Genomic DNA, 21398 nt, shown 5'->3' on the forward strand with positions numbered 1-21398 from the left:
TGCATCACTCGGTCCGCAACGACCCGCCGCTGACGGTTTTACGCCGGCGTTTAGTTGATGCGCGGCCTGGCGAACCTTAGCCTTTCCCTGTCTTGGGGACGTTTTTGCCGGCTGTGGCCTCGGCCGTCTGCCTCATTACGGGCGGCCGTTGCGGCGCGGTCGGAGACGAGGGGCGGGCATGGTGTATCGTCATGGGGATGACGGGCGCTTTCATTTTCAGTTGGTATCGGCCGGTGTGGCTTTCGCGGCGGCTCTGGTCCTCACGCTGCCCCGGACGGCATTGGCAGGGAGCGGCTGCGACAGCATCCACTCCTGCAATGTTGAGCTTCTCGAGAACTTCGCCGCTTTCCAGCATGAGGAAGCGGGCCTGGCAATTCTTGAGCAGAACCTCGCCACGGAAGAATCGATCTATGCGTCCTCGACCTCCGAGCAAAAGCTGCTGGCGGCGATCAACAGTCAGCTTCAGGGTAATGTACCCTATTACAACATCTGGAATCTCGCGCGCCCCGATCTGAGCTATCTGTTCAATCAGGGCTCGCTTCTGTCGCCGGGCACCAATTTCCCCACAGGCTCGGCCTATGTGACCATCATCGAACAGGCGCTGGATGTAACGGGCCCGGTCGCGGGCGAGATGAAGACCCACTTTGCCGAGGATCCGGACCGCGCCAGCTACAGCGTCTACGGCGTCTTGCCTCAATATGCCGGCGAGGCAGCGGGCGATCCGCGCCCCTTCGTGGTGTCGGAGGCGATCAACGGCGCTCCCTGGACCGTGCAGCAGACATCCGCCCTTGCGGTGACGATCCAGCAGTCGAGCGACGTGCCGCCGCGTTACCAGGCCCAGAACTGGGGTGGCTATGTCGATAGCCCGGCCTTTCCGAGCGGGCATTCCACAGCCGGCAACACCCTTTCCATTCTCACCGGAATCCTTGCGCCGCAATATTACAAGGACTTCCTCATGGCGGGCATCGACTTCGGGCTGAGCCGCAACATCTTCGGGGTCCACTACCCCCTCGACGTGATCGGTGGCCGCCTGATCGCGACCTATAATCTGGCCATGTGGCTGAACGGCACGGATTACGGGGTCGGAACGGCCGATGTCGCCGGCGCGAGCGCGTCGCTGCAGGCCTATATCGGCTCCGGCGGCTCGTCGCCCTATGCCGGCGCCTGCCGGGAGAATGTCGTCGCCTGCATCCGCGCGGGCGCGATTCCCACCGCCGACCAGTTCCGCGAGGCCCGCGACCTCTACACCTACTACATGACCTACGGCCTGCCGGACTTCTCCGACACTGGCGAGGCGCCCGTGGTGCCCGAGGGCGCCGAAGTGCTCATCGCCACCCGCTTTCCCTACCTGGACGCCGCGCAACGGCGCGAAGTGCTCGCGACCACCGAGATTGCCTCCGGCAGCGCCTTCGACAATGGCAGCGGCTGGGCCCGGCTGAATCTGTACGCGGCGGCGGACGGCTTCGGCGCGCTCAACTGCGGCGGCGAGGGGGCCGAGGACTGCACCCAGACCATCGAGATGGACGCTTCCGCCGGGGGCTACATGGCCTTCGATGTCTGGGCCAACGACATGACCGGCGACGGCCGGCTGGAACTCGCGGGCGACGGCATTCTCGTTCTGGTGGGCGAGAGCACCTATACCGGGGGCACCGGGGTGCTCGGCGGCACGCTGGCGGTGACCGGCAGCCTTTTCGGGGCTGTGGACGTGGCGCCCGGCGCGTTCTTCTACAATGCCGGGACCGTCGACTCCGCCGCAGTTGTCAATGAGGGCACGACGCTGAATGACGGGCTGATCGACGGCAACGTGCTCAGCTCGGGAGAGTTCGGCAATAATGGCCGCGTGAGCGGCAATGTCGAAAGCTCCGGCCTGTTCTTCGGCTCGGGCACCATCGGCGGCACGCTCGACATCACCGGCGGCATCATCGCTCCGGGGAATTCCGTCGGCACGGTCGAGGTCGAGGGCGATGTGCAACTCGCGGCCGGCACCACCTATCAGGCCGAACTGGCCCGTGACGGTGCTGACCTGATTGTCGCCGGAGGAGCTGCCTCGATCAACGGCGCGGTGCTGGATCTCGTGGTGGCACCCGGCACGATCCTCGGCCTGCGGCAGTACACGATCCTGTCGGCGGAAAGCGGCGTGGACGGCACCTTCGCCCTCGCCGGCGGCGACCCGCCCGCGGCCTATCCCTTTCTCGACATGGGGGTGAACTACGGCGAAGACAGCGTTGTCGTCCAGACGTTCCGCTCCAGCCTGCCTTTCGCCGCGTTGGCCCTGACGCCCAACCAGAGAGCGGCGGCGCGCAGCCTTGATAGCGCGCCGCTGGACAGCGCGCTCGGCGATGCGGTCCTGTCGCTCAACGCCTCGACAGCCCCGGCCGGGTTTGCGGCACTTTCCGGCGCGGCCGGCGCCTCGGTGAAGAGCGTGCTGCTCAATGACAGCATCTTCCTGCGCGCGGCGGTGATCGACCGGCTGAGGACGGCCGACACCCCGGCCGCGGCATCCGCTGGCATCGCCGTGGCGCCGCTCGCCTATGCCGCCCCGTCGGTCCCGGCAGTGGCCTTGCCGATGAAGGCGCCGCCGCCTGTCGCGTCGCCGTCCTCGGCGCTGTGGGCGCAGGCTTTCGGCGCCTGGAGTTCCTATGACGGCAACGCCAACGCGCGGGGCCTCGACAGCAATACGGGCGGCTTCCTCATCGGCGGCGACACGCGGGTCGAGGACTGGCGCGTCGGCATGTTCGGCGGCTACAGCAGCACCAGCTTCGACAGCACGGCGGACGCCGCCACGGGCAGCAGCGAGAACTGGCATATCGGCGCCTATGCCGGCCGCTCCTGGGACGCGCTCGCGCTGCGGACCGGGCTTGCCTATAGCTGGCAGGATGTGGACCTCTCTCGAACGGTCGCCCTGCCGGGCTTCGTCGGAGCTGCGAAGGCGGACCACAACGCCGGCACCTTCCAGGCCTTCGGCGAACTCGCCTACGGGCTCGACGCCGGGATGGTGCGGCTGGAGCCGTTCGGCAATCTTGCCTATGTGCAATTGCACACCGACGGCTACACCGAAACAGGCAGCTCGGCGGCGTTGCGGGTGGACGGTTCCACGACGCAAACCACCTTCTCCACGCTGGGCCTGCGCCTCGCCGCTCCGCTTCCGTCCGCGGCGATGCAGGCCACCTTCCACGGCACGCTGGGCTGGCGGCACGCCTTCGGCGATGTCATCCCCACCCAGACCCAATCCTTCCTGATCGGCGGACTGCCCTTCACGGTGAGCGGCGCGCCGCTCGGCGAGGACGTTGCGGTGGTCGAGGCGGGGCTGGAGATGGTCCTGACGCCCGCCGTCTCGCTCAACATCGCCTATGGTGGACAGTTCGGCGATGGCTTCAGCCAGAACGGGCTCACCGCCGCGCTGAGCATGCGTTTCTAAGCGCGCGCTCGCCCGGCGCGCCCTCAGCCATCATAGGGCCACGCCTTGAACGCCTCCTGCGCCTCGGCATGGGCGGCGAGGCGGGCCGCGGCGGGGAAGGCGTCGGCGGGCAGCACGTCGGGGATCATCCGCGTGGTGAAGGTCCAGGCGATGGCGGCGGTGATGTCGGCCTGCATCGGTGCCGGGCCGAACATCCAGCCCTCCGCAGTGCCGATCTCCTCGTCCAGCAGACGGTAGGCGGCGAAAAGCTGCTCCTGCACCCGGTCGAGCCAGGGCTGGTGCCGCTTCTCCGCCGGGCGCAACTGGTGCTCATAGACGATCTGCACGCTCTTCTCGCAGGCGGCGAGCGCAAGGCCGACGATGCGCTGGGCGCGGGCGTGTTGCCCCGCATCCTCGGGTGAGAGCGACCGGCCTGCGAGCTTTTCCGCATGTTCGAGGATAAGCGTCGAGTCCATCAGCACGACCCCGCCATCCGTCACCAGCGACGGCGCCTTGACCACGGGATTGACCTCCTGAAACCGCGGGTAGTGGCGGAACACCGACACGGACTCATGCGTGAATGGCAGCCCCAGATAGGTCAGCGACACCGCGACGCGGCGCACATAGGGCGAATCGAGCATGCCGACGAGATGCATCTGGTGTTCCTTGTTCCGGAGTTTGCCCCATCCTAGGGCCACCATTGCCACCCGCAAGCCGCTTCCCGTGCGCGCCGCGGAGAGCGGGGGCGTTTACACCTTGGGGCAACGCCTCTATTTTCCGCCGCCTTCAACGTCCTATCGAGAGTAGCCATCATGCGCGCCGAGCTCGCCGCGAGCGTCGACGAAATCCGGGAAGCCGCCAAATTGCTGCGGCAGCACATTGATTTCGACCGTTCCAAGGCCCGCCTTGCCGAGCTGAACGCGCTCGCCGAGGACCCCAATCTGTGGAACGACCCCGAGCGGGCGCAGAAGCTGATGCAGGAGCGCGGCACGCTCGAGGACGGGCTCGGCGCGCTGGAGCGTATCGAGCGCGAACTGGCGGACAATGTCGAGCTGATCGAGCTCGGCGAAGCCGAGGGCGACGCTTCCATCGTCGACGAGGCCACGGCCGCGCTCACGCGGCTCAAGGCCGAGGTCGCCCGCCGGCAGCTCGAAGCCCTGCTCTCCGGCGAGGCGGATGCCAATGACAGCTATCTCGAAGTCCATGCCGGTGCCGGCGGCACCGACAGCCAGGACTGGGCGCTGATGCTGCTGCGCATGTATACGCGCTGGGCGGAAGGGCGCGGCTTCAAGGTGGAACTGGTGGACGAGCAGGCGGGCGAAACCGCCGGGCTCAAATCTGCGACCATTCTGGTGAAGGGGCATAATGCCTATGGCTGGATGAAGACCGAGGCCGGGGTGCACCGGCTGGTGCGTATCTCGCCTTTCGATTCCAATGCCCGCCGCCAGACCTCCTTCGCCAGCGTCGACGTGTATCCCGTCATCGACGACCGCATCGTCGTCGACATCAAGGAAAGCGACCTGCGCATCGATACGATGCGCTCCGGCGGCGCGGGCGGCCAGCACGTGAACAAGACCGAATCCGCTGTGCGATTCACCCATATTCCCACCGGCATCGCCGTGGTGGCGCAGGGTGATCGCTCGCAGCACAAGAACCGCGCCACGGCGTGGGAGATGCTGCGCGCCAAGCTCTATGAGATGGAGCTGAAGAAGCGCGAGGCGCAGGCCGCCGCCGATCAGGCAGCCAAGACCGATATCGGCTGGGGCCACCAGATCCGCTCCTATGTGTTGCAGCCCTACCAGTTGGTGAAGGATCTCCGCACCGGGGTTACGTCCGGCACGCCGCAGGAAGTGCTGGACGGCGATCTCGATCCGTTCATGGAAGCGGCGCTGGCGCAGCGCGCCTATGGCGGCGGGCCGGCAAGCGTTGAGGACGTGGACTGATCCGGCCGCGTCGGCCGGTGCCCGGGGCGCCCCAGTGGCGCCCCGCCTTGGTTTCGTCGGGCCGTCACAGCGCCTGCGCGGCGGCGAGCACCTCGTCGGCATGGCCGGCGACCTTCACCTTCGGCCAGAGCCGGGCGACCTTGCCTTCGGCGTCGATCAGCACGGTGGTGCGCTCCACGCCCATATATTTCTTGCCGTACATGGATTTCTCGGTCCACACGCCATAGGCCTCGAGCATGGCATGGCTCTCGTCACCGGCGAGGGGGAAGGTCAGGCCTTCCTTGGCCCGAAACTTGACGAGCGCCTTGTCCGGGTCGGGCGAGACGCCGACCACCCGCGTGTCGGCGGCGTCGAAGGCGGCCTTCAGCCGGTTGAAATCATGCGCTTCCACCGTGCAGCCGGAGGTGCCGGCCTTGGGGTAGAAATAGAGCACCAGCTTCCGGCCCCGGCAGCCGGCGAGCGACAGCACCTCGCCCGAATCGGTGGTTAAAGTGAAGTCGGGCGCGGGGGTGCCTACGGCAATCTCGGTCATGTGCCTTCCTTTCGGCGTGTTTGGGGGTGATCGGCTGAAGCGGTGTGTTGCGGGACGGGAGCGTGCCGGCCGATGCGCAGGCTTCGCCAATTGTGCCGGTCGATCAGCGGGATGTCAGCATGCGCGTGGATAAGGTGTCGCCCCCCGGCGCACACCCGGGCATTATGCTCCGGACTCAAGGATTCGTGCCGTAGATGAGAGAGCAGACGACGCACAGGTCGCCGACGGCCGGCAGGCGCCATGTGAAGCGCCTTCGCGTCAAGCGACCGCCGAAGGTCTGCGCTGCCCCCGTGCGCCGGCGGCGGCGCTGGCTGCGCCTGTGTGCCTGGTCGGGTGGCTCGGCCTTTCTCGTCGCCGCCTTCGCCACTGCCAGCGTCTATTTTCTGTTCAGCGCCGGCGTGCTCACCGTCGACATGGCGCGGCCCTATGTCGAGCGCACGCTGGAAGCGAGGCTCGGCGCCGGGCGCACGGTGCAGATCGGCGCCATCATCGCCGAGCGCGCCGAGAGCGGCGGCATCGTCCTGCACGCCAACGACATCACGGTGCGCGACGATGACGGCGATGTCATCGCCACCGCGCCACAGGCCGAAGTGGCGCTTCAGGATAGCTGGCTGCCCTGGCTGATGCAGCCGGAGCGGGTCGATCTGGTGGGCGTGCGGCTGAATGTGTTCATCGACGCGCAGGGCCAACTGGCGATCTCCGCCGAGGCCGATGCCGCTGACGGCGCCCGTGCCCAGCCCAAGCTGCTCGCCACCGTGCCGACGGCCGAACCAGCCGCGGCCGGGGAGGCGCCGGCGGCTAGCGCCGGCGAACCCGCCGCCGCGCCGGCGCCGCAGGTGACGACGCCCTTCGGCCCGCTGCGCCTTGCCAGCCTCGCCGCGCTGGCCCGCCAGTTCGACCAGGGAGGGCTCGACGGCGGCACGCTGAGCGAGATCGGTCTCAAGGAGGGCATCGTCGTCATCCGCAACGAGGCCAGCGGGCGGGAATGGACCTTCGACGATATCGACCTGTCGCTGTCGCGGCCGGCGGAAGGCGGCATCACCTTCGACATCAAGGCGGGCGGCATGGACGGTCCCTGGTCGGCCCGTGCCACGCTCGGCTCGCTGGTGGACGGGCGCCGCGATCTGGAGCTTCAGGTGCGCGATCTCGCGCCGCGCGACCTGCTGATCGCCGCCGGCAAGGCGGGGGCGGACATTCTCGCCACCTCGCCGCTGTCGGCGGACCTCTCCGCCACCATCGACGCGCGGGGCGTGGTGCTCGCCACCAGCGGGCGTCTGGCGGCCGGCGCCGGTGAGCTGCAGCTCGGCTCGGATGAGGAAGGGCGCATGCTGATCGACGAGGCGGTGCTCGCCTTCACGCTCGATCCGGCGGCGCGCCGGATCAATCTCACCTCCGTCACCGCGCAGGCCGGCCCCTTCGGCATGGACCTTGCCGGCACGGTGGAGATTCCCGCCGACCCCGTCAGTCCCTGGCGGCTTCACACCCAGACCGCCCGCGCCAGCTTCCTCGGCGGCGGGCCGCACCAGAACGAGGTGCCGCCCTTTGTGCTGGACGACATCGTGATGGATCTCTCCTTTGATCCGGTGGCGCAGCGCGCCAGCATCGAGCGGGGTGATCTCAAGGGTCCGCAGGGCGGCATCACGCTGGGCGGTGTGCTGGAGCTGGCCGGCCCCAAGCCCTCCCTGTCGATGAACGTAACCGCCACCCCGATGTCGGCGACCTCGCTCATCCGTCTGTGGCCGGCGGTGGCTGCACCTGCGCCGCGCAAATGGGTTTATGACCATCTGATCTCCGGCGATGTCAGCGCGGCCAGCATCTTCTTCAACGCTCCGCTCGATTCCATCGGCAAAAAGAACAATCCCCTCGCCGATGACGGCCTGCACATCGCCATCACCGGTACCAAGGGGCGCTTCATCCCGGTTCCCGGCCTGCCGCCGGTGATCGACGCCGATGTGGTGGTCAAGATCACCGGCCGCACGGCGCATGTGACGGTGGCCAAGGCGGCGATGGAGACCCCGGGCGAGCGCCGGCTCGAGATCGGCGAGAGCATCTTCGACATCTCCGACACGGCCCCGCCCCAGCCGGAAGGCAAGGTTCAGGTCAAGGTCAGCGGACCGGCGGCGGCGGCGATCGAACTCGCCGCCATCCCGCCGCTGCGCGGCCCGACCTATGTGCCGGTCGACCCGCAGAACGTGTCCGGTACGATCGAGGGCACGGCACAGATCAGCATCAAGCTCTCCGACAACATCCAACCGGCCGATGTCGATTACGCCTTCGACGCCACGCTGAGCGATTTCGCGGCCGCCAAGATGGTGCTGAACCAGAACCTTACCGACGCCACGGTGCGCGCCTTCATCACCCAGGCGGCGACGGTGGCTCGCGGCGAGGGCAAGTTCGGCGGCGCGCCGGCCAGCTTCGAATTTAACCGTCCCGCCGTCGGCGATGTCACCTTCGCGGTTGCCGCCTCGCTCGACGATACGGCGCGGCAGAAGCTCGGCTTCGACATTCCCGGCATGCTCGGGCCGCTCGGCGTCAAGCTGTCGGGCGAGGTCGGGCCCAAGGCGAAGACGGTGGATGTCGAGCTTGACCTTACCAAGGTCAAGCTGCTCGACCTCGTGCCGGGCTGGACCAAGCCGGCGGGCAAGCCGGCGCGGATGACCGCGACGGCGCATATCACCGACAAGGTGATCCGGCTCGACGATCTCGCGGTGTCGGGGCAGGGCGTGGACATTCGCGGCACGGTCGAGCTTGATCCCAAGGGCGGGGTGCTGAGCGCCAACCTGCCGACCTTCAAGCTCGCCGATGGCGACAAGGCCAATGTGAAGCTGGAGAATGTCGACGGCACCTACAAGGTGACGGTGCGCGGCGATGTCATCGAGGCGCGCGCCTTCCTCAAGCAGGTTACCGACACGCCCCCCAGCGGGCCCGGCACGGCCCGCCCGCCCGATATTGATCTTGACGTGAAGCTTGGCGTCGTCGCTGGCAATAATGGCGAGACCATGCGGGATGTCGCGCTGCTGCTCTCGCGGCGCAATGGCGAGCTACGGACTTTTTCCCTCGGCGCGCTGGTCGGCCGTTCCGGCGGCGTGACCGGCGAACTCACGGCACAGGGCAATGGCCGTCCGCAATTGCGCGTCGCCACCAGCGACGCCGGCGCGCTGCTGCGCTTCATTGATCTTTACCCGAAAATCTATGGCGGCGATCTCTGGGTCGATATCGACGCCCCCGGCGGCGGCCGGCCGCAGAGCGGCGTGATCAATGTCCGCGATTTCGTCATTCGCGGCGAGGCGGGGCTCGACCGGCTGATCGCCGCCGCGCCGCAGACCGGCCGCGACGGGCGCCCGCAGCCGGGTTCGGCCATCTCCTTCCGCAAGCTGCAGGTGAATTTCCAGCGTTCCGCCCAGCAGATCACGCTGCGCGACGGCGCGATCTGGGGTCCGTCGATCGGCTCGACCTTCGACGGCACACTCGATCTCGCCAATGACCGTGTGTCGGTGCGCGGCACCTATGTCCCGGCCTATGGGCTGAACAATCTGTTCAGCCGGCTGCCGGTCGTCGGTTTCTTCCTCGGCGGCGGACCCAATGAGGGGCTGGTCGGCGTGACCTATGAGATCGTCGGCCCGGTGTCCGGCCCGACGCTGCGGGTCAATCCGATCTCGGCGGTGGCGCCCGGCTTCCTGCGCAAGATCTTCGAGTTCCGCCAGGCGCCGGACCCGACCCCGCCGGCGGTGATCCCGACCCGGTAGGCATGGCCACGACCGTCAAACGCTCGTCATCCCCGGGCTTGGCCCGGGGATGAATTTGGCCGCGTGACACGAAGACGTGGATGGCCGGGTCGAGCCCGGCAATGACATGCTTGAGGTTATGTCTGCCGTCGTCCCTTTTCACCCGCACGCCGTCATCCCGGCATGGCCGTGAGGCCATATCCGGGATCGCGTGAAGGTGGAGCTTTTGTTGTAAGCGATCCCGGCTCCGCGCGCTTCGACCGGGATGATGGCTGAAGGTCAGACCGGCTTCAGCAGCACATGCTTCTTCTTGCCGAGCGAGAGCTTGATGACGCCCTCGGGGGTGAGGTCGCGCTCGGTCAGCACCGCCTTCTCGTCGGTGACGGTGGCATCGTTGACCTTCAGCCCGCCGCCCTTCACCTGGCGACGCGCTTCGCCATTGGAGGCGACGAGGCCGCTTTTCTCGGCGAAGGCGGCGAGCACGCCGATGCCGGCCGCGAGTTCCGCCGCCGGCACGTCGACGGTCGGCAGGTCGGCGGCGATGCCGCCTTCCTCGAAGGTCTTGCGCGCCGTCTCCGCCGCCGCCTCGGCCGCCGCGCGGCCGTGGAGCAGGGCGGTGATCTCGGTGGCGAGCAGCTTCTTTACCTCGTTGATGGCGGCGCCCTTCGCCTCCTGCGCGAGGCGCGCGATCTCGTCCATCGGCAGGGTGGTGTAGAGCTTGAGGAAGCGCTCGACGTCGGCGTCCTCGGTGTTGCGCCAGTACTGCCAGAACTCGTAGGGGCCGAGCATGTCGGCGTTCAGCCACACCGCGCCATTGACCGACTTGCCCATCTTGGCGCCGGAGGCGGTGGTCAGCAGCGGCGAGGTCAGCGCGTAGAGCTGCTTCGTGCCCATGCGGTGGCCGAGGTCGATGCCGTTGACGATGTTGCCCCACTGATCCGAGCCGCCCATCTGCAGCCGCACATCATAGCGCTTGGCCAGTTCGACGAAGTCATAGGCCTGCAGGATCATGTAGTTGAATTCAAGGAAGGAGAGCGACTGCTCGCGGTCCAGCCGCGTTTTCACACTGTCGAAGGACAGCATGCGGTTGACCGAGAAGTGCCGGCCGACATCGCGCAGGAACTCGAGATAGTTGAGCCCGCGCAGCCATTCCGCATTGTTGATCATCAGCGCGTCGGTTGGGCCCTCGCCATAGGTGAGGTAGTTGGAGAAGACGCGCTTGATCGAGGCGATGTTGGCCTCGATCGTCTCCACCGTCATGAGCTGGCGCGCATCGTCCTTGAAGGAGGGATCGCCGACCATGCCGGTGCCGCCGCCCATCAGCGAGACGGCGCGGTGGCCGGTCTTCTGCAGCCAGTGCAGCATCATGATCTGGATCAGACCGCCCGCATGCAGGCTCGGCGCGGTGGGGTCGAAGCCGATATAGGCGGTCACCGTTTCCTTGGCGAAGAGGTCGTCGAGACCCTGTTCATCGGAGATCTGATGAATGAAGCCGCGCTCGCTGAGAGTGCGGAGGAAATCGGATTTGAAGCTGCTCATCTCGGGCCTGCGGACATCAACGCCATGTTAGGATCGGCCGGTCATGTATCAGCTTCGCGCGCCAAACGCACCCCGCGCAGTGGCGGCGAGGCAGCGGGAGGAACGGCGGTGAAGGCGATCGGGCTGATGAGCGGCACCTCGCTCGACGGCGTCGACGTGGCGCTGATCAACACCGACGGCGAAACCGTCGCCAGCTTCGGCCCGGCTTCCACCTATCCCTACAGCGCTGACGACCGCGCCCTGTTCGTGGCCGCGCTGGAGGAAGCGCGCGCGCTGACCGACCGTGACGCCCGCCCGGGCGTTCTCGCCGCCGCCGAGGCGCGGCTGACAGAGCGGCATGTCGACGCTTTGGCCGCCTTCTTCGCGGCGCATCCCGAGCACCGCGATGTCGCCGTCTTGGGTTTCCACGGCCAGACCGTGCTGCACCGCCCGGAGATTCGCCTCACCGTGCAGATTGGCGACGGCGCGGCGCTGGCGCGGGCGGCGCGGACGCTGACCGGACCGCCGGGGCCGACACTCGTCTACGATCTGCGCGCCGCCGATGTCGCGGCGGGCGGGCAGGGAGCGCCGCTCGTTCCGGTCTATCACCGGGCGCTGGCGCGGGGGCTGGCGGATAAGGGCCCGTTGCTGGTGCTCAATCTCGGCGGGGTGGCCAACATCACCGCTCTGGACGGCGATGCCGATCCGATCGCCTGCGACACCGGCCCGGCCAATGCGCTGATCGACGATTTCATGAAGGCCCGCACAGGCGAGCCGCTGGATCGCGACGGCGCGGCGGCGGCGGCGGGGCGCGTCGACGAAGCGGCGTTGGGACGGCTGCTGGACCACCCCTTCTTCGCCCGCCGCCCGCCGAAATCGCTCGACCGCAATGAGTTCCGCGCCTGGGTGGAGGGACGGGCGGGACTCGACGCGATGCGAACGGAAGACGGCGCGGCCACGCTGACGGCGTTGACGGCGGCCTGCGTTGCCGCCGTGCTGGCGCATCTGCCGCGCCGGCCGCGACGGCTCATTGCTGCCGGGGGCGGGGCGCATAACCCGACGCTGCTGCGGATGCTCGGCGAGCGGCTCGGCCTGCCCGTCGACACCGCCGATGCGGTCGGCTGGTCGACCGACGCGCTGGAGGCACAGGCCTTCGCCTTCCTCGCCGTGCGGGCGCTGCGCGGCCTGCCGCTCAGCTTCCCCACCACCACCGGCGTGCCGGCGCCACTGACCGGCGGCCGGATCATCGCGCCGGCGTGAAGAGAAGCTGAAGGCGACATTCAGAAAAATTGAATACTCGACACAGAATGTCGCAGTATTCCTGAAATGCAATGGTGCGATGCGCAATCGGATGATGCGGTGCACAATATTCCATGTAGTTTGAGGGCTCCCGGAAGTCCGGCTCGCCAGGCAGGCAGCTTCCTCTTCAACACGCCTGGACAGAAACTTGGAGCCTTCGACATGCGCAGCCTCAGCCGCGATCTCTTGCCGCTTGCCGTCGCCGGCGGCCTCATCGCCGTCGCCGTCATCGCCCCCGTCCGTGCCGCCGACAAGGTTGCCGGCCTGAAGCCGGCCACCGCCCAGACCATCAATATCGGCTATGTCAATGGCGTTGCGTATTACACTCCCGAGGCTGACGGCTTTCATGTCGTCGCCACGCTGAGCGTCGCCGGCGGCGCCCCCATTCGCGTCGTCACCACGCTCCAGCCCGATCAGGCCGTCAGCGTCTCCGTGCCCGGTGCCGTCGATACGGCGGCGAGCATTGTCGAGATCGCCCGCGAGGGCGATGTGGTCACGGTGACCAACCCGCCCCGTCTCGTGCTCAACTGATCCGACCGTCTCCCCCCGACAGCAAAAAGCCCGGCGCGAGCAACGCCGGGCTTTTTCACGTCTGCGGCCGGAGACGGCGCCTCAGGCGGCGCTGGTCTTTTTGGCGGTGTCGGGCAGGCGCTTGTCCAGATAGGCGCCGACGACCTCCATCAACTCCTCGGTCTTGCCGTCGAAGAAATGGTTGCCGCCCGGCACGGTCTGCTGGTCGATGACAATGCCCTTCTGGGTCTTCAGCTTCTCCACGAGGCCGGTGACGGCGGAGAAGGGCACCACCGCGTCCTTGTCCCCATGCACGAACAGGCCGGAAGACGGGCAGGGGGCGAGGAAGGAGAAGTCGTAGAGATTCGCCGGCGCGGCGATGGAGATGAAACCCTCCACCTCCGGGCGACGCATCAGCAACTGCATGCCGATCCAGGCGCCGAAGGAGAAGCCGGCGATCCAGCAGGCGCGCGCGTCGGGGTTGATCGACTGCGCCCAGTCGAGCGCGGCGGCGGCGTCCGCCAGCTCGCCCTGACCGTGGTCGAACGCGCCCTGCGAACGGCCGACGCCGCGGAAATTGAAGCGCAGCGTCGAGAAGCCCCGGTTAACGAACTGGTAATAGAGATTATAGACGACCGGGTTGTTCATCGTGCCGCCGAACTGGGGGTGCGGGTGCAGGATGATGGCGATGGGCGCGTGGCGCTGCTTGGCCGGCTGGTAGCGGCCTTCCAGCCGCCCCTTCTCGCCGGTGAAGATGACCTCAGGCATGAAGCTCGTGACCTTGACTGCGGCGGGGCAAGGCGAAAATGGTCCGGAGGGCCGCTGAACCCGTACCGGCCTTCGTCTCGAAAGACCGCCTTACCGCATGCGCCTTGACGACCTGGGGCGGGAGCCCTAACTTATTAGAATAATTCTAAACATCTACGTCGAGTTGCGATCGCGTCGCGTTCAACCAGCGCGCGACCGAAAGCCCAACGAAGAAGACGGGACGGTCAGCTATGACGGACGACGCCTGAATTTGCAAGCTTTAGCGCAAAGGAACGGGCAGACGCCGCCGCGCCTTCCTATATAGGAGACGGAAAAGGAACTGCGAGCCTCCGAACCCATGAACGTACGCACCTATCTCGACCACAACGCGACCTCGCATGTGCGCCCGGAAGCGCGGGAGGCGCTGCTGGCGGCCCTCGACGCCACCGGCAACGGCTCGTCCGTGCATGCCGAGGGCCGTGCCGCGCGCGGCACGATGGACGCGGCGCGGGCACGGGTGGCGGCACTGGTCGGGGCGAGCCCTGGCGGGGTGATCTTCACCTCCAGCGGCACCGAGGCTGACGCGCTGGCGCTCACCCCCGACTACCGGCGCGGTGAAACGCCTCTCGTCTTCGACGCGCTGCTGGTGAGCGCGGTGGAGCATGCCGCCGTTCTGCGCGGTCATCGCTTCGCGCCGGAGCAGGTCGAGGTTCTGCCCGTGGATGCGCGCGGACGGCTGCGGCTCGATGCGCTCGACGCGGCTCTGGCGCGCCACGCCGCCGCGGGGAGTCGGGTGCTGCTGTCGCTGATGGTGGCGAATAATGAGACGGGCGTTTTGCAGCCGCTGGCGGAAGCCGCCCGCCGCGCCCATGCCCATGACGCCCTGGTCCACACCGATGCCGTGCAGGCGGCCGGGCGCATCCCGCTCTCCATGTCCGCACTCGGCGTCGACCTGATGTCGGTGTCTGCGCACAAGCTCGGCGGCGCGCCCGGGGCGGGGGCGCTGATCCTCGCCGATCCCGATCTGCGCCCGGCGCCACTGCTCGGCGGCGGCTCGCAGGAGCGCGGCCGGCGGGCGGGCAGCGAGAACGTGCCGGCCATCGCCGCCTTCGGCGCGGCGGCCGAGCGCGCGCGCGCCTCTGTGGACGCCGACGGCGTGCGCATCAATGGCTTGCGCGAACGGCTTGAAGACGCTCTAAGGTGCGAGTTCCCCGAACTCGTCCTGCTCGTGGGCGATGTCGACCGGCTGCCGAACACGTCATGCCTGGCTTTGCCCGGGGTGCCGGCGGAAACGATCGTCATCGCGCTCGATCTGGCGGGCCTTGCGGTGAGCGCCGGGGCCGCCTGCTCGTCGGGCAAGGTCGCGGCCTCGCATGTGCTGGGCGCGATGGGCGTGCCCGAGCGTATCGCGCGCTCGGCGTTCCGCCTGTCCTTCGGCTGGTCGAGCGGGGAAGAGGATGTCGACCGGGCGCTTGGCGTGTTTCGCCGGGTGTTGCCCGGTCTTTTGCGTCGCCGCGCGGCGGCGTGAGCAAGGCCCGCCCGCAGGGCGGCGAGACGGCGCAGGGGCGGCCTCGTGCAGCACCTGCGGAATGGTTGACCTGACCCGCGGGCCTTGACCCCGCGTGGGAGAGGAGATGAGACGATGCCGGCCGTACAGGAGACAGTGGACCAGGTCCGCTCCATTGATGTCGATCAGTACAAGTACGGGTTCTTCACCGAGATCGAATCCGAGAAGGCCCCCAAGGGCCTGACCGAGGACACGGTCCGCTTCATTTCGGCGAAGAAGAACGAGCCCGACTGGCTGCTGGAATGGCGGCTCGACGCCTTCCGCCGCTGGCAGACCATGCGCGAGCCGGACTGGGCGCGGGTGAGCTATCCGCCGATCGACTATCAGGACCTTTATTACTATTCCGCGCCGAAGGCCAAGGAAGCCCGGTCGATCGAGGATATCGACCCGGAAATTCTCGCCACCTATGAGAAGCTGGGCATCCCGCTGCGCGAGCGCGACGCGCTGCTCGGCATTGAGAGCGGCGCCACCAAGGTGGCGGTCGACGCCGTGTTCGATTCGGTCTCGGTGGCGACCACCTTCAAGGAGGAACTCGCCAAGGCCGGCGTGATCTTCATGCCGATCTCGGAAGCCGTGCGCGAGCACCCCGAACTGGTGAAGAAATATCTCGGCTCGGTCGTACCGGTGACCGACAACTACTTCGCCACGCTGAACTCGGCGGTGTTCTCCGACGGTTCCTTCGTCTACGTGCCCAAGGGCGTGCGCTGCCCGATGGAGCTCTCGACCTATTTCCGCATCAATGAGCGCAACACCGGCCAGTTCGAGCGCACGCTCATCATCGCCGATGAAGGCGCCTATGTGAGCTATCTCGAAGGCTGCACCGCGCCGATGCGCGACGAGAACCAGCTCCATGCCGCCGTCGTCGAACTGGTGGCGCTGGACGACGCCGAGATCAAATACTCGACGGTGCAGAACTGGTATCCCGGCGACAAGGACGGCAAGGGCGGCATCTTCAATTTCGTCACCAAGCGCGGCGACTGCCGCGGCGACCGTTCGAAGATTTCCTGGACGCAGGTGGAGACCGGCTCGGCCATCACCTGGAAATATCCGAGCTGCATCCTGCGCGGCGACAATTCCCAGGGCGAGTTCTACTCGATCGCCATCTCCAACGGGCGCCAGCAGGTCGACAGCGGCACCAAGATGATCCATCTCGGCAAGAACACGTCGAGCCGCATCATCTCCAAGGGCATCGCGGCGGGCTATTCCGACAACACCTATCGCGGCCTCGTCACCGCCCACCGCAAGGCCACCGGCGCGCGCAACTTCACCAATTGCGACAGCCTGCTGATCGGCGACAAATGCGGGGCGCACACCGTGCCCTATATCGAGTCGAAGAATTCGTCCGCCCAGTTCGAGCACGAGGCCACCACCTCGAAGATCTCCGACGACCAGCTTTTCTACTGCCGCCAGCGCGGCCTCGATCCCGAGGAAGCGACGGCGCTGATCGTCAACGGCTTCGTCAAGGACGTGCTGCAGCAACTCCCCATGGAGTTCGCCGTCGAGGCGCAGAAGCTGATAGCGGTGAGCCTCGAGGGTTCGGTGGGCTGACGCCCCTTTTTATCGTCATCCCGGACGCGGCGGCGCCGCGCTCCGGGATCGTTCGCAGATTTTCAGCGCGCTCCCGGCTCAGCGCTCCCGCCGGTCGACGCGCCCAGACACGGAACAGCAGACATGGCTATGCTCGACATCGACAACCTCCACGCCAAGATCGACGGCGAACACGGCAAGGAGATCCTCAAGGGCCTCTCGCTCAAGGTGAATCCCGGCGAGGTGCACGCGATCATGGGGCCGAACGGCTCCGGCAAGTCGACCCTCTCCTATATCCTCGCCGGCAAGGAGGACTATGAGGTCACCGACGGCGCCGTCACCCTCGACGGCGAGGACCTGCTGTCGATGGAAATCGACGAGCGCGCCGCCAAGGGCGTTTTTCTCGCCTTCCAGTACCCGGTGGAAGTGCCCGGCGTCGCCACCATGACTTTCCTGCGCGCCTCGCTGAACGCGCAGCGCAAGAAGCGCGGCGAGGCGGAAATCTCCACGCCGGACTTCCTGCGCCTCGTCAAGGATAAGGCGGCCCATCTCGGCATCAACCAGGACATGCTGAAGCGCGGCGTCAATGTCGGCTTCTCCGGCGGTGAGAAGAAGCGTGCCGAAATCCTGCAGATGGCGATTCTCGAACCGAAGGTGGCGATCCTCGACGAGACCGATTCCGGCCTCGACATCGACGCGCTCAAGGTCGTCTCCGAGGGCGTCAACGCCCTGCGGTCGCCCGACCGGGCGATGATCGTCATCACCCATTATCAGCGCCTGCTCAACCACATCGTGCCCGACTTCGTCCATGTGATGAACAAGGGCCGCATCGTGCGCTCCGGCGGCAAGGAACTGGCGCTGGAGCTCGAAGCCAATGGCTATGCCGAGTACCAGCAGGACGCGGCGTGAGGTGGCTGAGATGAACGCTGACATCCGTCCGATCCGCACTCCGGCCGAACAGGCGATCCTCGCATCGCTCGGCACCGTGCCGGAAGGTGGCGACCGGCTGGCCGATCTGCGCCGCGCCGCCGCCCGCGCCTTCGAGGAGAACGGCCTGCCGCACCGGCGGGTCGAGGAATGGAAATACACCGACCTGCGCAGCCTGATGCGCGAGGCGGTTCCCGTCGCCGGCACCGCGGCGGTGGCCGAGGCGGATGCCCGCGCGCGCCTGCTGCGCGCGGTGGATGCCCGCCGCATCGTCGTCGCCAATGGCGCCGTGGTGCCGGAACTCTCCGACCTCGCCGATCTGGAGCCGGGGCTCACCGTCACCACCCTGTCCGCCGCCATCGCGGCGGGGGACGCGGTGCTGAGCCGCCTCGGCGGCATCCAGCCCGGCCGCTACGACGCTTCGCTGGCGCTCAACACCGCGCTGGCCAAGGACGGCGTGGTCGTCACTGTGGCGCCGGGCGCGAAGATCGAGCGGCCGCTGCATGTGGCGCATGTCTTCGCCGGCGAGGCGGCGGCAGCGAGCTATGCCCGCTCTCTGGTGGTGGTCGGGGCGGGCGCCTCCCTCACCTATGCCGAGAGCTTCGAGGGGCCGGAGGGGCTGGCCTACCAGGCCAACACCGCCACCGAGTTCGTCGTCGGCGACGAGGCGCATCTCGATGTGGTGCGGCTGCAGGAAGATGGCGCGGGCGCCTTCCACCTCGCCACGCTCCTGTTCGATGTCGGCCGCGAGGCGCAGGTCCACGCCTTCAGCTTCGCGCTGGGCGCTTCCGTCGCGCGCACCTCGCTCTATGCGACGCTGTCGGGCGAGAACAGCCATGTCGGCTTCAACGGTGCCGCGCTGCTGAAAGACCGCCAGCATGCCGACACGACCCTGTATGTCGATCATCAGGTGCCGGGCTGCGAGAGCCGCGAATTGTTCAAGCATGTGCTCGACGATTCCGCGCGCGGCGTGTTCCAGGGCAAGATCGTTGTCCGCCAGGCGGCGCAGAAGACGGATGGGCGGATGATGAGCCGCGCGCTGGTGCTGGGCGACGAGGCCGAGATGGACAACAAGCCGGAGCTGGAGATCTTCGCTGACGACGTGCAGTGCGGCCATGGCGCCACCTGCGGCGCGATCGACGACGAACTGCTGTTCTATCTGCGCGCCCGCGGCATTCCGCTCAAGGAGGCGCAGAGCCTTCTGGTGCAGGCCTTTGTGGGCGAGGCGGTGGAGACCGTCGAGCATGACGGCCTGCGCGAGGCGCTGGTCGAACGCGCGGAAGCCTGGCTCGCGGCGCGGGCCTGAGGCGGATTGGACGGGGCGAGCATCCTTCGAGGCTCGCTTCGCTCGCACCTCAGGATGACGTTGCCCTTGAGCACCACGTCATCCTGAGGCGCCGGCCAAGGGCCGGCCTCGAAGGATGTTCGCCCGTGTGGCGCCAGAAAGGTCGACCGATGACCATCACCCTCCATCCCGCCGTCACCGACGGCACTTATGACGTTGCCCGCGTGCGGCAGGATTTCCCCATCCTGTCCAAGCAGGTGTACGGCAAGCCTCTGGTCTATCTCGACAATGCCGCCTCGGCGCAGAAGCCGGTGCAGGTGCTGGACCGGATGCGCTTCGCCTATGAGAACGAATATTCCAACGTGCATCGCGGCCTGCACTTCCTCGCCAATGCGATGACGGAAGCCTATGAGGAAGCGCGCGAGCGCTGCCGCGCCTTCCTCGGCGCTGCGACATTGGACGAGGTGATCTTCACCCGTTCGGCCACCGGCGCGCTGAACCTCGTCGCCTCCTCGCTCGGCCAGTCGATCCGCGAGGGCGACGAGATCGTGCTCTCGATCATGGAGCACCATTCCAACATCGTGCCGTGGAACTATCTGCGCGAGCGCAGGGGCGCGGTGATCAAATGGGCGCCGGTGACGCCCGATGGCGCTTTCGATCTCGACGCCTTCAAGGCGCTGCTGACCGAACGCGCGAAGATCGTGGCCATCACCCACATGTCGAACGTGCTCGGCACGGTGACCCCGATCAAGGAGATCGCGCGGCTCGCCCATGAGGCCGGCGCCGTGGTGGTGGTGGACGGGGCGCAGGCCGCCGTGCACATGCCGGTGGACGTGGTCGACCTCGATGTCGATTTCTACGCCGTGACCGGCCACAAGCTCTATGGTCCGACCGGCATCGGCCTGCTCTATGGCAAGCGGGCGCTGCTGGAGAAGATGCCGCCCTATGAGGGCGGCGGCGAGATGATCCGCACCGTCACGGAAGAGGGCGTCACCTATGGCGAGCCGCCCCACCGCTTCGAGGCCGGCACGCCGCCCATCGTGCAGGCGATCGGGCTCGGTGCGGCGCTCGCCTATATGGAGAGCCTCGGTCGTGATCGCATCGCCGCGCATGAAGCCTCGCTCGGCGCCTATGCCCGCGAGCGGCTGTCGCAGATCAATTCCGTCCAGGTCTATGGCGACGCGCCGGGCAAGGGCGCCATCTTTGCCTTTGACGTGAAGGGCGCGCATGCGCACGACATCGCCACCGTGATCGACCGCGCGGGTGTGGCGGTGCGCGCCGGCACCCATTGCGCGATGCCGCTTCTGGGGCGATATGGTGTGAATGCGACGTGCCGGGCGTCGTTCGCGCTCTACAACACGCATGAGGAAGTCGACATTCTCGCCGACGCCCTCATCAAGGCTCAGGATCTTTTCGCATGAGCGAAACCCAGACCGACACGCCGAACACCCCGGCCGTGAACTCCGCCATCCCGGAGGCGGAGCTTGAGCGCCTGACCGACGACATCGTCGCGGCGCTCAAGACCGTCTACGACCCGGAAATCCCGGTCGACATCTACGAACTCGGCCTCATCTACAAGGTCGACATCGCCGACGACCGTCAGGTCGCGGTGGAAATGACGCTGACGACGCCCAACTGCCCCTCGGCGGCCGAGCTGCCGGGGATGGTGGAAGGCGCGGTGGCGAGCGTCGGCGGGGTTGCCGGCGCCACCGTCAACCTCACCTTCGATCCGCCCTGGGATCAGGGCCGCATGTCAGAGGAAGCGCGGCTGGCGCTGAATCTGTGGTGAGCGAGACGCCCGTCGCGCCGCCGCTGTCCGGCGTGCTGGAAACCGGCCTCTATGTCGACGACATGCCCCGCGCCCGCGCCTTTTATGAGCGGGTGCTGGGGCTTGAGCCGATGGTCGCCGATGACCGGTTCTGCGCCTATCGCGCCGGGCCGGGCAGCGTGCTGCTGCTGTTCCTCCGCGGCGCCACGCGGGAGCCGGTGGTGATGGCGGAAGGCACCATCCCGCCGCATGATGGCAGCGGCGCGCTGCATTACGCGCTGGCGATTCCTGAGAGTTCTCCGGCGCATTGGGAGCAGCATCTCGCCGCTCATCGTGTGCCGCTGGAGGGGCGGGTGAACTGGAAGGGTGGCGGCGTCAGCCTGTATTTCCGCGATCCCGATCACCACCTGGTGGAACTCGCCACGCCGGGGCTGTGGCCGAATTATTGAGGGTGGGGACTTGTCCGCTGTCGTCATCCCGGACGGCCAAAGGCCGATCCGGGATCGCGCCGGACGGCGAGCGATCCCGGCTCTCGCCGCGCTCGGCCGGGATGATGCTGGCGCTACCCGCCGCCTTCGCCCTTGCCGGAGCCCGGCGCATCCCCACATTAGGCGAGACCGATCCGCCGGCCTTGAACCGGCGTCGATGTGGAG

The 21398-nt window shown here is 67.5% G+C and carries 16 protein-coding genes; 12 read left to right on the plus strand and 4 right to left on the minus strand.

Annotation, left to right across the window (positions count from 1 at the left end):
* Positions 1-178 precede the first annotated feature (178 nt).
* Complete coding sequence (locus AAC979_RS05105; protein ID WP_371345764.1) at positions 179-3418, plus strand: autotransporter domain-containing protein; 3240 nt, start codon at positions 179-181, stop codon at positions 3416-3418.
* A gap of 23 nt (positions 3419-3441) precedes the next feature.
* On the opposite strand, the gene AAC979_RS05110 is transcribed toward AAC979_RS05105, so the two are convergent.
* On the minus strand, positions 3442-4053 hold the full coding sequence (locus tag AAC979_RS05110; protein WP_371345765.1) for a glutathione S-transferase family protein: 612 nt from the start codon (positions 4051-4053) through the stop codon (positions 3442-3444).
* Between the two features lie 156 nt (positions 4054-4209).
* On the opposite strand from AAC979_RS05110, the gene prfB reads away from it, so the two are divergent.
* Positions 4210-5340, plus strand: coding sequence for a peptide chain release factor 2 (gene prfB / locus AAC979_RS05115; RefSeq protein WP_371345766.1), 1131 nt, complete (start codon positions 4210-4212; stop codon positions 5338-5340).
* Positions 5341-5404: 64 nt separating this feature from the next.
* On the opposite strand, the gene AAC979_RS05120 is transcribed toward prfB, so the two are convergent.
* Positions 5405-5872: a peroxiredoxin gene (locus tag AAC979_RS05120; RefSeq protein ID WP_371345767.1), complete on the minus strand. Its 468-nt coding sequence runs from the start codon at positions 5870-5872 to the stop codon at positions 5405-5407.
* Between the two features lie 242 nt (positions 5873-6114).
* On the opposite strand from AAC979_RS05120, the gene AAC979_RS05125 reads away from it, so the two are divergent.
* Entirely contained in the window at positions 6115-9618 is a 3504-nt protein-coding gene (locus AAC979_RS05125; RefSeq protein ID WP_371345768.1) for a DUF3971 domain-containing protein, read from the plus strand.
* Between the two features lie 258 nt (positions 9619-9876).
* Here AAC979_RS05125 and tyrS read toward each other — a convergent pair whose 3' ends face one another.
* Positions 9877-11136: a tyrosine--tRNA ligase gene (gene tyrS, locus AAC979_RS05130; protein ID WP_371345769.1), complete on the minus strand. Its 1260-nt coding sequence runs from the start codon at positions 11134-11136 to the stop codon at positions 9877-9879.
* 108 nt (positions 11137-11244) lie between these two features.
* Here tyrS and AAC979_RS05135 point away from each other — a divergent pair, with 108 nt between their 5' ends.
* Together AAC979_RS05135 and AAC979_RS05140 are read left to right on the plus strand one after the other, a co-directional pair.
* The gene (locus AAC979_RS05135) at positions 11245-12375 is read left to right on the plus strand and encodes an anhydro-N-acetylmuramic acid kinase (RefSeq protein ID WP_371345770.1); all 1131 of its coding nucleotides are present in this window, start codon (positions 11245-11247) and stop codon (positions 12373-12375) included.
* Positions 12376-12576: 201 nt separating this feature from the next.
* The gene (locus tag AAC979_RS05140; protein WP_371345771.1) at positions 12577-12945 is read left to right on the plus strand and encodes a hypothetical protein; all 369 of its coding nucleotides are present in this window, start codon (positions 12577-12579) and stop codon (positions 12943-12945) included.
* A gap of 81 nt (positions 12946-13026) precedes the next feature.
* Here AAC979_RS05140 and AAC979_RS05145 read toward each other — a convergent pair whose 3' ends face one another.
* A complete protein-coding gene (locus tag AAC979_RS05145; RefSeq protein WP_371345772.1) occupies positions 13027-13692 on the minus strand; it encodes an alpha/beta hydrolase in 666 nt (221 codons plus the stop codon).
* A gap of 337 nt (positions 13693-14029) precedes the next feature.
* Between AAC979_RS05145 and AAC979_RS05150 the strand changes: the two genes are divergently transcribed.
* The 7 genes from AAC979_RS05150 to AAC979_RS05180 all read left to right on the plus strand — a co-directional run bounded on the left by AAC979_RS05150 (position 14030) and on the right by AAC979_RS05180 (position 21194).
* Positions 14030-15199 (plus strand): cysteine desulfurase family protein, encoded by a 1170-nt coding sequence (locus AAC979_RS05150; RefSeq protein ID WP_371345773.1) that lies wholly within the window; start codon positions 14030-14032, stop codon positions 15197-15199.
* Positions 15200-15313: 114 nt separating this feature from the next.
* Positions 15314-16786, plus strand: coding sequence for a Fe-S cluster assembly protein SufB (gene sufB / locus AAC979_RS05155; RefSeq protein WP_371345774.1), 1473 nt, complete (start codon positions 15314-15316; stop codon positions 16784-16786).
* Positions 16787-16915: 129 nt separating this feature from the next.
* Positions 16916-17674 (plus strand): Fe-S cluster assembly ATPase SufC, encoded by a 759-nt coding sequence (sufC, locus tag AAC979_RS05160; RefSeq protein ID WP_371349002.1) that lies wholly within the window; start codon positions 16916-16918, stop codon positions 17672-17674.
* 10 nt (positions 17675-17684) lie between these two features.
* Positions 17685-18998 carry a Fe-S cluster assembly protein SufD gene (sufD, locus tag AAC979_RS05165; RefSeq protein ID WP_371345775.1) on the plus strand — a complete coding sequence of 438 codons (1314 nt, stop codon included), beginning with the start codon at positions 17685-17687 and terminating at the stop codon, positions 18996-18998.
* Positions 18999-19147: 149 nt separating this feature from the next.
* Positions 19148-20398, plus strand: a complete 1251-nt coding sequence (locus AAC979_RS05170; protein WP_371345776.1) for a cysteine desulfurase — start codon at positions 19148-19150, stop codon at positions 20396-20398.
* Positions 20395-20766: an SUF system Fe-S cluster assembly protein gene (locus AAC979_RS05175; RefSeq protein WP_371345777.1), complete on the plus strand. Its 372-nt coding sequence runs from the start codon at positions 20395-20397 to the stop codon at positions 20764-20766. The genes AAC979_RS05170 and AAC979_RS05175 overlap by 4 nt, the downstream gene beginning before the upstream one ends.
* A complete protein-coding gene (locus AAC979_RS05180) occupies positions 20763-21194 on the plus strand; it encodes a VOC family protein (protein ID WP_371345778.1) in 432 nt (143 codons plus the stop codon). The genes AAC979_RS05175 and AAC979_RS05180 overlap by 4 nt, the downstream gene beginning before the upstream one ends.
* Positions 21195-21398 lie beyond the last annotated feature (204 nt).

It is taken from the genome of Ancylobacter sp. IITR112, assembly GCF_041415945.1.
Classification (GTDB): domain Bacteria; phylum Pseudomonadota; class Alphaproteobacteria; order Rhizobiales; family Xanthobacteraceae; genus Ancylobacter.

Coding starts and splice junctions, on each gene's coding strand:
- AAC979_RS05105 (WP_371345764.1), top strand. CDS start 179: ATGGTGTATCGTCATGGGGATGACGGGCGCTTTCATTTTCAGTTGGTA.
- AAC979_RS05110 (WP_371345765.1), bottom strand. CDS start 4,053: ATGCATCTCGTCGGCATGCTCGATTCGCCCTATGTGCGCCGCGTCGCG.
- prfB (WP_371345766.1), top strand. CDS start 4,210: ATGCGCGCCGAGCTCGCCGCGAGCGTCGACGAAATCCGGGAAGCCGCC.
- AAC979_RS05120 (WP_371345767.1), bottom strand. CDS start 5,872: ATGACCGAGATTGCCGTAGGCACCCCCGCGCCCGACTTCACTTTAACC.
- tyrS (WP_371345769.1), bottom strand. CDS start 11,136: ATGAGCAGCTTCAAATCCGATTTCCTCCGCACTCTCAGCGAGCGCGGC.
- AAC979_RS05140 (WP_371345771.1), top strand. CDS start 12,577: ATGCGCAGCCTCAGCCGCGATCTCTTGCCGCTTGCCGTCGCCGGCGGC.
- AAC979_RS05145 (WP_371345772.1), bottom strand. CDS start 13,692: ATGCCTGAGGTCATCTTCACCGGCGAGAAGGGGCGGCTGGAAGGCCGC.
- AAC979_RS05150 (WP_371345773.1), top strand. CDS start 14,030: ATGAACGTACGCACCTATCTCGACCACAACGCGACCTCGCATGTGCGC.
- sufB (WP_371345774.1), top strand. CDS start 15,314: ATGCCGGCCGTACAGGAGACAGTGGACCAGGTCCGCTCCATTGATGTC.
- sufC (WP_371349002.1), top strand. CDS start 16,916: ATGCTCGACATCGACAACCTCCACGCCAAGATCGACGGCGAACACGGC.
- sufD (WP_371345775.1), top strand. CDS start 17,685: ATGAACGCTGACATCCGTCCGATCCGCACTCCGGCCGAACAGGCGATC.
- AAC979_RS05170 (WP_371345776.1), top strand. CDS start 19,148: ATGACCATCACCCTCCATCCCGCCGTCACCGACGGCACTTATGACGTT.
- AAC979_RS05175 (WP_371345777.1), top strand. CDS start 20,395: ATGAGCGAAACCCAGACCGACACGCCGAACACCCCGGCCGTGAACTCC.